Annotated in this window: 14 protein-coding genes; 8 read left to right on the forward strand and 6 right to left on the reverse strand. The window is 75.4% G+C overall.

All coding sequences use genetic code 11. The features are described 5' to 3' along the window. Positions 1-98 precede the first annotated feature (98 nt). Positions 99-1088: an IS481 family transposase gene (locus ACI78U_RS08750; protein WP_456875006.1), complete on the forward strand. Its 990-nt coding sequence runs from the start codon at positions 99-101 to the stop codon at positions 1086-1088. Positions 1089-1103: 15 nt separating this feature from the next. On the opposite strand, the gene ACI78U_RS08755 is transcribed toward ACI78U_RS08750, so the two are convergent. Continuing rightward, positions 1104-1541, reverse strand: a complete 438-nt coding sequence (locus ACI78U_RS08755; protein ID WP_456874911.1) for an Lrp/AsnC family transcriptional regulator — start codon at positions 1539-1541, stop codon at positions 1104-1106. A 131-nt stretch (positions 1542-1672) separates the two neighbouring features. Between ACI78U_RS08755 and ACI78U_RS08760 the strand changes: the two genes are divergently transcribed. Then, positions 1673-2989: an ArgE/DapE family deacylase gene (locus ACI78U_RS08760; RefSeq protein WP_456874912.1), complete on the forward strand. Its 1317-nt coding sequence runs from the start codon at positions 1673-1675 to the stop codon at positions 2987-2989. A 3-nt stretch (positions 2990-2992) separates the two neighbouring features. Here ACI78U_RS08760 and ACI78U_RS08765 read toward each other — a convergent pair whose 3' ends face one another. Next, positions 2993-3226, reverse strand: coding sequence for a DUF2530 domain-containing protein (locus ACI78U_RS08765; protein WP_456874913.1), 234 nt, complete (start codon positions 3224-3226; stop codon positions 2993-2995). A gap of 108 nt (positions 3227-3334) precedes the next feature. On the opposite strand from ACI78U_RS08765, the gene ACI78U_RS08770 reads away from it, so the two are divergent. From ACI78U_RS08770 to thpR, 5 genes are all read left to right on the forward strand, one after another. Next, positions 3335-4888 (forward strand): NCS2 family permease, encoded by a 1554-nt coding sequence (locus ACI78U_RS08770; RefSeq protein ID WP_456874914.1) that lies wholly within the window; start codon positions 3335-3337, stop codon positions 4886-4888. Positions 4889-4920: 32 nt separating this feature from the next. Beyond that, entirely contained in the window at positions 4921-5355 is a 435-nt protein-coding gene (locus ACI78U_RS08775; protein ID WP_456874915.1) for a MarR family winged helix-turn-helix transcriptional regulator, read from the forward strand. Then, the gene (locus ACI78U_RS08780; protein WP_456874916.1) at positions 5352-6638 is read left to right on the forward strand and encodes an MFS transporter; all 1287 of its coding nucleotides are present in this window, start codon (positions 5352-5354) and stop codon (positions 6636-6638) included. The genes ACI78U_RS08775 and ACI78U_RS08780 overlap by 4 nt, the downstream gene beginning before the upstream one ends. Positions 6639-6703: 65 nt before the next feature. Then, a complete protein-coding gene (locus ACI78U_RS08785) occupies positions 6704-7111 on the forward strand; it encodes a hypothetical protein (protein ID WP_456874917.1) in 408 nt (135 codons plus the stop codon). Positions 7112-7134: 23 nt separating this feature from the next. Then, positions 7135-7683 (forward strand): RNA 2',3'-cyclic phosphodiesterase, encoded by a 549-nt coding sequence (gene thpR, locus ACI78U_RS08790; protein ID WP_456874918.1) that lies wholly within the window; start codon positions 7135-7137, stop codon positions 7681-7683. Here the strand turns inward: thpR and ACI78U_RS08795 are convergent. Further along, positions 7652-8620: an aldo/keto reductase gene (locus ACI78U_RS08795; protein WP_456874919.1), complete on the reverse strand. Its 969-nt coding sequence runs from the start codon at positions 8618-8620 to the stop codon at positions 7652-7654. The genes thpR and ACI78U_RS08795 overlap by 32 nt on opposite strands. Before the next feature lie 28 nt (positions 8621-8648). Here ACI78U_RS08795 and ACI78U_RS08800 point away from each other — a divergent pair, with 28 nt between their 5' ends. Continuing rightward, positions 8649-9461 carry a thioesterase family protein gene (locus ACI78U_RS08800; protein WP_456874920.1) on the forward strand — a complete coding sequence of 271 codons (813 nt, stop codon included), beginning with the start codon at positions 8649-8651 and terminating at the stop codon, positions 9459-9461. Here ACI78U_RS08800 and ACI78U_RS08805 read toward each other — a convergent pair. The 3 genes from ACI78U_RS08805 to ACI78U_RS08815 are packed head-to-tail and all read right to left on the reverse strand — an operon-like array spanning position 9458 to position 11570. Then, a complete protein-coding gene (locus tag ACI78U_RS08805) occupies positions 9458-10018 on the reverse strand; it encodes a TetR/AcrR family transcriptional regulator (protein WP_456874921.1) in 561 nt (186 codons plus the stop codon). The genes ACI78U_RS08800 and ACI78U_RS08805 overlap by 4 nt on opposite strands. 56 nt (positions 10019-10074) lie before the next feature. Beyond that, positions 10075-10851 (reverse strand): ABC transporter permease, encoded by a 777-nt coding sequence (locus ACI78U_RS08810; protein ID WP_456874922.1) that lies wholly within the window; start codon positions 10849-10851, stop codon positions 10075-10077. Then, positions 10848-11570 carry an ABC transporter ATP-binding protein gene (locus ACI78U_RS08815; RefSeq protein ID WP_456874923.1) on the reverse strand — a complete coding sequence of 241 codons (723 nt, stop codon included), beginning with the start codon at positions 11568-11570 and terminating at the stop codon, positions 10848-10850. Before ACI78U_RS08815 ends, ACI78U_RS08810 begins: the two co-directional genes overlap by 4 nt. Positions 11571-11615 lie beyond the last annotated feature (45 nt).

Here is an 11615-nt window from a genome sequence, read left to right on the forward strand (position 1 = left end):
CGATCACGGGATCTGATTGACGGATCTTGTGAGGGAGGACCTCCGGGCGTGGAGTGGAGCTGCTGAAGGCGACCACTGCCACGACACCGGAGGTCCTCGTGCTCCACGCTAATGCCGCGCTGACCCCGCGCCAGCGGCTGCGGATGGCCCGACTCATCGTCGAGGAGAAGTGGCCGGCGACCCGGGCCGCCGAGCGCTTCGGTGTCTCGGCGACCACCGCCCGGCGCTGGGCCGACCGCTACCGCACCGAGGGCGCCACCGGCATGGCCGATCGCTCCAGCCGGCCCCACACCAGCCCGACCAAGACCGACCCGACGAGGACGAAGCGGATCGTGTCGCTGCGGCTGCGCAAGCGCTGGGGCGCGCACCGGCTGGCCGCCGAGACCGGCGTGGCGCCGGCCACCGCCGGCGCGGTGTTACGCCGCTGCGGCATCAGCCGGCTGTCCCGGCTCGAGCGCCGCGCGCGGCAGCTGGTCCGCTACGAACACCCCGCACCCGGCGAGTTGCTGCACGCCGATGTGAAGAAGCTGGGCAACATCCCCGCCGGCGGCGGCTGGCGCTTTCTCGGCCGGGAACAGGGCTGGAGCAATCGGGTCGCCGACCGCGGCCGAGCGCGCAGCCGGCACGGGCAGCCGTTGATGCGCCACGCCTTCGTCCATGTCGTCCTCGACGACCACTCCCGAACCGCCTACGCCGAGATCCACGACGACGAGACCGGCGCGACCGCCACCGCGGTGCTGCGCCCAGCAGTGGCCTGGTTCGCCGCCCACGGCATCACCGCCCGCCGGGTGCTCACCGACAACGGCGGCTGCTACCGCAGCCGCGACTGGGCCATCGCCTGCAGCGAGCTAGACCTCACGCCCAAGCGCACCCGGCCCTACCGGCCGCAGACCAACGGCAAGGTCGAACGCTTTCACCGCACCATGACCGCCGAGTGGGCCTTCGCCCAACTGTTCACCAGCGAGGCCGACCGCCGGGCGGCCTTTCCTGGTTGGCTGCACACCTACAACCACCATCGGCCCCACACCGGCATTGGCGGTCACCCGCCCATGAGCCGCCTGACCAACCTTCCCGGTCAGTACAACTAGGGGCGCCCGGCCTCCCTAGGTCCGCGGCCGGTCGATGAGCCGCGAGAGGACCACCGCGCTCTCGGTCCGCGCGACGGTGGGCAGCGCCCGCAGCCGGCGGACGGCGCGCTCGAGCTCGCCGGTGTCGCGTGCCTGCAGGCGCACCACGACGTCGGCGGTGCCCGAGATCGTCGTCGCCTGGACCACCTCGGGCACGTCCTCGAGCTGGCGGCGCACCTCCTCGGGGTCGGGAGCGCCCTCGCAGTACACCCAGACGTAGGCCTCGACGTCCCACTCGAGGACGGCGGGGTCGAGCACGGCGGTGAACCCCCGGACGGCGCCGCTGCGCACCAGCCGGTCGACCCGGCGCTTGACGGCGGGCGCGCTCAGGGACACCTCCGCCCCGATGCGACCGTAGGTGGCCCGTGCGTCCCGGAGGAGCCGTTGCACGATTGCCCGGTCCAGGTCGTCCACCGCGGTCCTCCGTTGCGTCCAGACGGGCATCGACGCAACGGATCGTAGGCACGACGCAGCGGAAGGGCCTTCCACCGTCGGTTGCGGCTCCCTAGCGTCTGCATCTCGCACCTTCGAGAAGAGGAGGGGCCGTGACGCTGACGAGTTCCTGGGTGCAGGCCGCCGCCGCGGAGCCCGGGCGGCCGGGCGGGCTCGGCCCTGCCGAGCAGGCCGTCCTCGACGTGCTCGACGTCCCGGCGCTGCACCGCACGCTGGCCGACCTGATGCGCGTGCCCAGCGTCACCGGCAGCGACGCCGAGTCCGACCTGCTCGGCCTGCTGGCCGACCGCACCGCGCGCGCCGGGATGGCCGTCGACCACTGGCGGATCGACGTCGCGGAACTGGCCGCCCGGCCCGGGTTCCCGGGCACGGAGGTGCCCCGGCGGGAGTCCTGGGGGTTGGTGGCCGCCACCGGGGACGACGCGGGGCCGACGGTGGTGCTGCAGGGCCACGTCGACGTCGTCCCCCCGGGCGACCTGCGGCGGTGGGCCGGTGACCCCTGGACACCGCGGGTGGCCGGGCCGCGGCTGTACGGGCGCGGCGCGTGCGACATGAAGGCCGGGGTGGCCGCGAACCTCGCCGTCGCCGAGGCGGTGCTGGCCAGTGGCCTGCGGCTGCCCGGCCGGCTGGCCCTGCACCTGGTCGGGGGCGAGGAGGACGGCGGCCTGGGCGCCTTCGCGACGCTGGCCCGCGGGCACCGGGGCGACGCGTGCGTCATCACCGAGCCGACGAGCGGCACGCTCACCACCGCGGCCGGCGGGGCGCTGACCTTCCAGCTGGTCGTCCCCGGTGAGCCGGCGCACGGCAGCGCCCGCTGGGCCGGCCGCAGCGCCGTGGAGCACTTCACCCATCTCGACGCCGTGCTCCGCGAGCTGGAGGCCGAGCGCAACGCCGCCGTCGACCCGCTGATGGCCGAGTACCCGATCGCGCACACCATCTCGGTGGGCACCGTCGTCGCCGGCGACTGGGCGAGCACCGTGCCCGACACGCTCACCGCCACCGGACGCCTGGGCGTCCGCCTCGACGAGGACCCGGCGCAGGCGCGCGCCGCCGTCGAGGAGCGCCTGGCCGCCGCCTGCGCCGGGCACCCGTTCCTGCGGGACCACCCGGTGGAGGTGACCTGGCCCGGCGGGCAGTTCGCGCCGGGGCGGACCCCGGCCGGGGCGCCCCTGCGGCGCGTCGTGACCTCGGCCCAGCAGGACCTGACCGGCACCGCGCCCCGCGAGCGGGGCGTGCCCTACGGCAGCGACCTGCGGCTCTACGCCGCCGAGGGGGTCCCGACGCTGCACTACGGCCCCGGCGACGTCGTGCACGCGCACTCCTACGAGGAGTACGTCGACCTCACCGAGCTGACGGCGGTCACCCGGGTGCTGGCCGTGGCGACGGTGCGCCTGCTGCAGGCCGGCTGAGCGCTACCGCTCGTCGCGGTCCCGCCGGCCGAGCTGGCCCTGCCAGCGCATGATCGCCAGCCCGACGAAGGGCAGCACGATCCCCGCCACGCAGGTCCAGGTCCACACCCGCGCCACCCGGTCGCCGAGCAGCAGCACGACCACGAGCGCGACCGCCCACAGCGCCGTGCCGGCGAGGACGACGCGGGCGGTGTCGACGCGCAGCGGGGGAGGGGCCGGCTTCAGCGGGCGGGGCACGCCGCCGACCCTAGGCGCCGCGCGACGCCGACCGGCGCGGAGCGCGCGCCGCCGTGTGGCACGCTGTCGCCGCTCACCGCCCGGCAGCCGCAGTCCGCAGGAGCCCGCATGCCCGAGAAGTCCCGCCCGTCCCGGAGCACCGGCGCGACCACGGCGGCGGGCGCCAGGTCCGGCACCGCCGGCGACACGCCCGCCGACGTCGCGGCGTCCCCCTCCCGGCCCCGGCGCAGCCAGGGCCCGCAGCTGCGGCCGCGCAACGGGCTGGACCGCTACTTCGGCATCAGCGCCCGGCGCAGCACGGTCGGCCGCGAGGTGCGCGGCGGGCTGACCACCTTCTTCACGATGGCCTACATCGTGGTGCTCAACCCGATCATCCTGTCGGGGGCCGACGTCACCGGCGCCACGCTGCCCTTCGGGGCCGTCGCCGCGGTCACCGCGGTGGTCGCCGGCGCGCTCACCGTGCTCATGGGCGTCGTGGGCCGCTACCCGTTCGCGGTGGCCACCGGCCTGGGCATCAACGCGATCGTCGCCGTCTTCGCCGCCACCCAGCTGTCCTGGCCGGAGATCATGGGCCTGGTCGTGCTCGAGGGCCTGCTCATCACCGTGCTGGTGCTCACCGGGTTCCGGCGGGCGGTGTTCGAGGCGATCCCGCCGCAGCTGAAGACCGCGATCGCGGTCGGCATCGGCTTCTTCCTCACCATCATCGGCCTGGCCGACGCCGGCGTGATCCGGCCGGGCGCGCCGCTGATCAGCTTCGGCGTGGGCGGGCAGCTCGCCGGGTGGCCGCTGCTGGTCTTCGTCATCGGGCTGCTGCTGACCGCCGTCCTGGTCGTCCGCCGGGTCCGCGGGGCGCTGCTCATCGGCATCGTCGTCTCCACCGTGCTGGCGATCGTCGTGGAGGCGGTGGCCGACATCGGCCCGCGGATCGGTCCCGACGGCACCGAGGCCAACGCGCGGGGCTGGGCGCTGCAGGTCCCCACGCTGCCCGACACGGTCGTCGCCACGCCCGACCTGTCGATCGTCGGGCAGTTCTCGCTGTTCGGCGGCTTCGAGCGGATCGGCGTCGTCGCCGCGCTGCTCATCGTGTTCTCGATCATGATCGCGGACTTCTTCGACACCGTCGGCACCGTCACCGCCGTCGGCGCCGAGGGCGGGCTGCTCGACGAGGACCGCAACCTGCCCGGCTCCCAGCCGGTGCTGCTGGTCGACTCCCTGGCCGCCGCGGCCGGCGGCGCGGCCAGCGTCTCGTCGAACACGACCTACATCGAGTCCGCCTCCGGGGTGGCCGACGGCGCCCGCACGGGCCTGGCCAGCATCGTCACCGGCGCGCTGTTCCTCGTGGCCATGTTCTTCACGCCGCTGGTCCAGGTGGTCCCCTCGGAGGCGGCGGCCCCGGCGCTGGTGATCGTCGGCGCGCTGATGATCAGCCAGATCCGCACCCTCGAGTGGGACGACATGACCCTGGTCATCCCGGCGTTCCTCACCATCGCGCTCATGCCGTTCACCTACTCGATCACCAACGGCATCGGCGCCGGCGTCGTCACCTACGTGCTGCTGCGGGCGGTGACCGGCCGGGCCCGCGGCATCCACCCGCTGATGTGGGTCATCGCGGGGCTGTTCCTCGTCTACTTCGCCCTGGAGCCGCTCCAGCAACTGTTCTGAGCACTGCTAACGACCCGGGTACGCTGGTGAGCGTGACGAGGTCGACGCTGGACACCGCGGCGCTCGCCCACGACCTCCGGCTGGCCGTCATGCGGTTCTCCCGACGGTTGCGCAACCAGCGGGTCGACACCTCCGTCACGCTCACCCACCTGGCGGCGCTGTCCACGCTCAAGCGGCACGGGCCGATGAGCCCCGGGGAGCTCGCCGCGCACGAGCGGGTGCAGCCGCCGTCGATGACCCGCGTCGTCGTCGCCCTCGAGGCCCGGGGCCTGGTCACCCGGACCCCGCACCCGACCGACGGTCGGCAGGTGGTCATCGGCCTCACCGACGCCGCGGAGGAGCTGCTGACCGAGGAGGCCCGGGCCCGCGAGGCGTGGCTGTCGAACCGCCTGCACCTGCTGACGCCGGAGAAGCGGGCCACGCTGCGCGAGGCCGCCGAGATCATGGAGGAGCTCGCCGGTGGGTGAGGTCCACGGCCGCTGACCCGACCGCGGCGGGGCGCGGCGCCTTCCGGTCCCTGCGGGTGCACAACTTCCGGCTCTACGCGTCGGCGAACCTGGTCAGCCTGACCGGGACGTGGATGCAGCGGATCGGCCAGGACTGGCTGGTGCTGCAGCTCTCCGGCGACAGCGGCGTGGCCCTCGGCCTGGTGACGGCGCTGCAGTTCGGGCCCACGCTGCTGCTGAGCCTCTACGGCGGGGTCCTGGCCGACCGCTACGACAAGCGCCGCGTCCTGGTCCTCACCCAGGTGCTGATGGGCCTGCTCGCGCTCGTCCTGGCCGGCCTCGTGGCCGCCGACGCGGTCGCGCTGTGGCACGTGTTCGTGCTCGCGGCCGGCCTCGGGTCGGTCTCGGCCGTCGACGCCCCGGTCCGCCAGGCGTTCGTGTCGGAGATGGTCGGCCGCGAGCTGCTGCCCAACGCAGTCGGGCTCAACTCCACGATCTTCAACGGCGCCCGGCTGGTCGGGCCCGCGCTCGCCGGCCTGCTCATCGGCGCCTCCGGCGGGGACACCGCGCCGGCCTTCGCCGTCAACGCGGCGTCCTTCGCGTTCACGATCGCGGCGCTGCTGGCCATGCGGCCGGGCGAGCTGCGGCGCAGCGACCCGGTCGCGCGCGGCCGCGGCCAGCTCCGCGAGGGGCTGGCCTACGCGTGGCACCGGCCCGACCTGCGCCTGGCGATGCTCCTGGCCTTCGTCATCGGCACGTTCGGCTTCAACTTCCAGGTGACCATCGCGCTCATGGCCCGGGAGGTCCTCGGTCTGGGAGCGGAGGGCTTCGGCCTGCTCTCGACGCTGTTCGCGGTGGGCTCGCTGGCCGGGGCGCTGCTGTCGACCCGCCGCAGCGCCCGGCCGCGACAGCGCTTCCTGCTCGTCTCCGCGGGGGTGTTCGGCCTGCTCACCGTGGCCTGCGGGCTGGTGCCCGGCTCCTGGCCGTTCGCCGTCCTGCTGGTGCCCACCGGCGCGGCCGCCCTGGTGTTCAGCGTCGCCAACAACAGCTTCGTGCAGCTCGGCGCCGACCCGCAGATGCGGGGCCGGGTGATGGCGCTGTACTTCACCTGCTTCCTCGGCGGCACGCCGCTGGGCGCCCCGCTCATCGGCTGGGTGTCCGAGCACCTCGGCGCGCGGTGGGGCCTGGTCCTCGGTGGCGCGGTGGTGGTCCTGGCCGCGTCGGTGGCCGCGTTGGCGCTGGTCCGCGGACGGCGGGTGCGGGCGGCGGCGGCCCCCGCCCGGCGGGTGTCGACCGCCACCTGAGCCGTGACCTGGCGGACGCCGCCGCGCCCACGTACCGTCGCGCCCACCGGCTCCCCGGAGTGACGATGACCTCCTCCCTGCTGCAGCTCGCCGGCATCACCGCGATGCTCGTCGGCGCCTTCGCCCTGATGGGCCTGGCCTTCCGCCTGTTCTCCGGGCAGTTCCTGCTCGACCTGCGGGCCCGCCGCCGGGCGCGGGAGCCGGAGGTCCCCCTGGCGCCGGTGCACCGGCCGGTCGAGGCGGTCGCGGCCGACCTGCGCCGGCTGGCCCGCCAGCTCGAGGTCGTCCCGGCCGGGTCCCCGCAGGCGCGGCGGCGCGGGTTCCAGGCCGCCTACGACGACGTCCTGTGCGAGGCGGCCCGGCAGTTCGCCGTCCCGACGACGCTGGCCGGCCTGCCACCGGGCTTCCCGCGCGACGTCGAGCGGCTGCGGGTGCAGGCGGCCCTGACCGACGCCGGCATGGTCGTGCGCTGAGCGGGCCGCCGCTGCGGCTGTTCGTGGCCGTGACCCCGCCCGCGGACGCCCGCGACCACCTCGCCGCCGCGCTCGCGCCGCTGCGGGACGCCCCCGGCGCGCCGCGCTGGGGGGACCCGGCCCGCTGGCACCTGACCCTGCTGTTCCTCGGCGCGGTGCCGCCGTCGCTGCTTCCCGCCCTCACCGCCGGGGTGGGCGAGGCGAGCACGGCGACCCCGCCCGCGGTGCTGCGGCTGGCCGGTGCCGGTCGCTTCGGCTCGCGGCGCCGGCCCCAGGTGTGCTGGGCCGGGGTCGACGGCGACGTCGCCGTCCTCTCCGGGCTCGCCGGCCGGCTGGCCGCCGCGGCGCGGGGGCTGGGGCTCCCGGTCGAGGACCGGCCCTTCCGCCCGCACCTCACCCTCGGCCGGTGGCACCCGCGCCGGGCCGCCGACGGGGACCTGCCCGACCGGCTGGCCGGCTACCGCGGGCCGGAGTGGCCGGTGCGCGAGGTGACGCTCGTGCGCAGCACCGGCGGCCGGCACGAGCCGCTCTCCTCCCACCTCACCAGGCGTACTCCATCGGAGCGGCCCTGAAGCCGGGGAAGACCTCGTCCAGCCGGTCGAGCTGGGCCTGCTCCAGGCGGATGTCGAGTGCCGCCAGGGAGCCCTCGAGCTGGTCGGCCGTGCGCGGGCCGACGATCGGCGCCGTCACGCCGTCCTGGTGCAGCAGCCAGGCCAGCGCGACGTCGGCAGGCGCCAGTCCCCACTCGCGGCAGGCGTCCTCGTAGGCCTGCAGCGCCGGGCGGTGCTCCTCGATGCGCCTGCGGTTGCGCTCCTGGTGCCGTCGGTCGCCCTCCTGCTCGCCCAGCACACCGGCCAGCAGCCCCTGGGCCAGCGGGCTCCACGGGATGACGCCGACGCCGAGGTGCCGGGCGGCCGGCAGCACCTCGAGCTCCACGTGCCGGGTCAGCAGGTTGTAGTGGGACTGCTCGCTGACCAGGCCGAGGAAGTGCCGGCGCGCGGCGGCCTCGTTGGCCGCGACGAGCTGCCAGGCGGCGTGGTTGGACGAGCCGACGTAGAGGACCTTGCCCTGGGCGACGAGCGTCTCGCAGGCCTGCCAGATCTCCTCCCACGGCGTGGCCAGGTCGACGTGGTGGAACTGGTAGAGGTCGATCCAGTCGGTCTGCATGCGGCGCAGCGACGCGTCGCACGCGCGCACGATGTTGCGGGCGGACAGGAAGGTGTCGTTGGGCCAGTCGGTCATCGACCCGTAGACCTTGGTGGCCAGCACCGTGCGCTCCCGGCGTTCGCCGCCCTGCGCGAACCAGGTCCCCAGCACCTCCTCGGTGCGGCCCTTGCCGGCCTCGAAGCCGTACACGTTGGCGGTGTCGAAGAAGTTGATCCCGGCGTCGAGCGCGCGGTCCATCACCGCGTGCGCGTCGGCCTCCTCCGTCCGCCAGCCGAAGTTCATGGTGCCCAGACAGAGCCGGGAGACCGACAGGCCGCTGCGTCCGAGGTGCGTGTACTCCACGTCCGCCCACCCTGGCACCCTGGCGGCCGTGCCGCAGACCGACACCGGACAGTCCGCCTTCGACCGGGCCACCGCCGTGTACCGCACGGAGGGCGGCGGCGTCCGCGCCGAGCTGGACCCGGGCTGGGACGTCGGCAACGGCGTCCTCAACGGCGGCTACCTGCTGGCCGTCGTCGCCCGGGCGGCGCTGCTGGACAGTCCGCACCCGCACCCGGTGGCGCTGTCGGCGAGCTACCTGCGCGCCACCTCCGGTGGTCCGGCCGACCTGGCCGTCACCGCGGGGCCGGCCGGGCGCACGCTGGCGCACTCCTCGGTGCAGCTCACCGGCGCGGCCGGTCCCACGCTCGCCGTCCAGGTCACGACGGCGACCCTCGGCCGGGACGGGGCCGACTACACGGTCAACCCCGCGCCGGAGCTGCCCGCCCCCGACGACTGCGTGGCCACCCGCACCACCGAGGGCGGCCCGGCGGTGGGGCTGGCCCGGCACCTCGACACCCGGCTGGACCCCGCGACGGCGGGCTGGGTGGCCGGCCGGCCCTCGGACACGCGGCTGCTGCGGGCCTGGATCCGGCTGGCCGACGGCCGGGTTCCCGACGTGCTGGCCCTGCTGCTGTTCGCCGACTCCCTGCCGCCGACCGCGTTCGCCGTCGGCCGGCCCGGGTGGGCGCCCACCGTGCAGCTGCAGGTCCTGGTGCGCGCGCTGCCGGCGCCGGGCTGGTGCCTGGTCGAGTCCCGCTCCACCGAGGTGACCGGCGGGTGGTCGGACGAGGAGTGCCGGATCTGGGACGCCACCGGCCGGCTGGTCGCCCAGGCCCGGCAGCTCGCCCGGGTGGCGCGCTAGTCCCGCCGGCCGAGCAGGGGGACGTCGCCGGTGAGGTAGCGCTGCAGGGTCGGGCCGACCGCCGCCACCACCTCCTCGTGGGAGGCCGACGCCAGCGGTTCCAGCCGCAGCACGTAGCGCATCAGGACCAGCCCGGCCACCTGGGAGGCGACCAGCGCGCCCCGGGCCTCCCGCTCCTCGACCGGCGTGTCCGCCGAGCCGACCACCCGGCGGACGATCTTCGCCAGCACGAACTCGCGCAGCAGCCGGGCCGACCACTCGTGGTTCACCGCGGAGCGGACCAGCGCCAGCACGGCCGGGCGGCCGGGCCCGTCCCAGACGCGCAGCACCATGCGCACGACCGCGGCGCCCCGCTCGTCCAGCGGGGTCTCCAGCACCTCGGGCAGGAACTCGTCCGGGTCCGCCGGTGCCTGCACCGCCGCCAGGAACAGCGCGTCCTTGGTGCCGAAGTAGTGGTGCACGAGCGCCGGGTCGACCCCGGCGGCGGCGGCGATGCCCCGGATGGAGGCGCCGTCGAACCCGCGCTCGGCGAAGGCGGTGCGGGCCGCGGCCAGCACCGCCTCGCGGGTGTCGGGGTTGCCCGGCCGCCGTCCGGTCGGCCGCCGTGCTGTGCTCAGCTGCTCCTCCTCCGCAGGGTGGCCGCCGCCAGCGCGAGGGCGAGGACGGCGGCGCCGGCGACGATGCCGACGTCCCGCCACATCGTGCCCGTCTCCGCGGCCGACCGCCCGACCTCCTGCAGGGCCTCCACGGCGTAGGTCAGCGGCAGGACGTCGCTGATCGCCTGCAGCCAGCCGGCCATCTGCTCGCGGGGCACCAGCAGCCCGCAGAGGAAGAACTGCGGCAGCACGACGACCGGCATGAACTGCACCGCCTGGAACTCGCTGCGGGCGAACGCGCTGGCCAGCAGGCCCAGGGCGACGCCGAGGACGGCGTTGGCGACGGCGATCAGCACCACCAACCACGGCGCCCCGGCGATGTCGAGGTCGTAGAGGGTCGTGGCCACCGTGACCGTGACGACAGCCTGCGCCGCCGCGGCCAGGCCGAACGCGGCGCCGTAGCCCAGCAGCAGGTCCAGCCGGGACAGCGGGGTGGTCAGCAGCCGCTCGAGCGTGCCCGAGGTGCGCTCGCGCAGCATCGCGATGCTGGTGACCAGGAACATGACGACGAACGGGAAGACGCCGAGCATCGTCAGCCCGACCCGGTCGAAGACGCCCTGTTGCCCGGGCAGGGTCGGCACGTCGCGCCACAGCAGGTACAGCAGGCCCAGCAGCAGGCTGGGCAGCAGCAGCATCATCGCGATGGTGCGGTGGTCGTGGCGCAGCTGGCGCAGCACCCGGGCGGTGGTCACGCCCGTGAGCCGCGGGCTGAGGACGGCCGTCGGGGCGCTCACGCCGCCACCTCCTGCTGTGCCCGCACGAGGCGGAGGAAGGACTCCTCGAGGTCGTCGGTGCCCGACGCGGCGCGCAGTTGCGCGGGCGTGGAGTCGGCCAGCAGCCGGCCCTCCCGGAGCAGCAGCAGCCGGTCGCAGCGGCCGGCCTCGTCCATGACGTGGCTGGAGACCACCAGCGTGGTGCCGGCCGCGGCGAGGGCGTGGAAGCGCTCCCACAGCTCCACCCGCAGCACCGGGTCCAGGCCCACCGTGGGCTCGTCGAGGACCAGCAGCTCGGGCTCGCCGACCAGTGCGCAGGCCAGCGAGGCCCGGCCCTGCTGGCCGCCGGAGAGGTCGCGGACCAGCTGCCCGGCGGCGTCGGCCAGTCCGACGGCGGCCAGCGCGTCGTCGGCGGCCCGGGCGTCGCGACCGTGGAGCGCGGCGAAGTGGCGTGCGTTCTCGCGCACGGTGAGGTCGGGGTAGACGCTCGGCGCCTGGGTGACGTACCCGACCCGCCGCCGCAGGCCGGGGGAGCCGGCGGGCTCGCCGAGCACGGTGACCGTGCCCGAGCGGACCCGCTGCACGCCGACCAGCGCGCGCATCAGCGTCGTCTTCCCGCTGCCGCTGGGTCCCAGCAGGCCGGTGACCCGGCCGGCCGGGACCGCGCAGGACAGGTCGTGCAGCACCCGGCGGTGCCCGCGGTCGACGACGAGGTCGGTGACGGTGACGGCGTCGGTCATGTCGGCCTCCCGGTGGCGAGAACTCAACGCCTGATGAACTCAACG

This window comes from Geodermatophilus sp. SYSU D00710, from assembly GCF_054050195.1.

What these genes read in the sequence shown, in the direction of transcription:
- ACI78U_RS08785 (WP_456874917.1), top strand. Translation starts at nt 6,704, where the DNA reads ATGACCTCCTCCCTGCTGCAGCTCGCCGGCATCACCGCGATGCTCGTC.
- ACI78U_RS08770 (WP_456874914.1), top strand. Translation starts at nt 3,335, where the DNA reads ATGCCCGAGAAGTCCCGCCCGTCCCGGAGCACCGGCGCGACCACGGCG.
- ACI78U_RS08815 (WP_456874923.1), bottom strand. Translation starts at nt 11,570, where the DNA reads ATGACCGACGCCGTCACCGTCACCGACCTCGTCGTCGACCGCGGGCAC.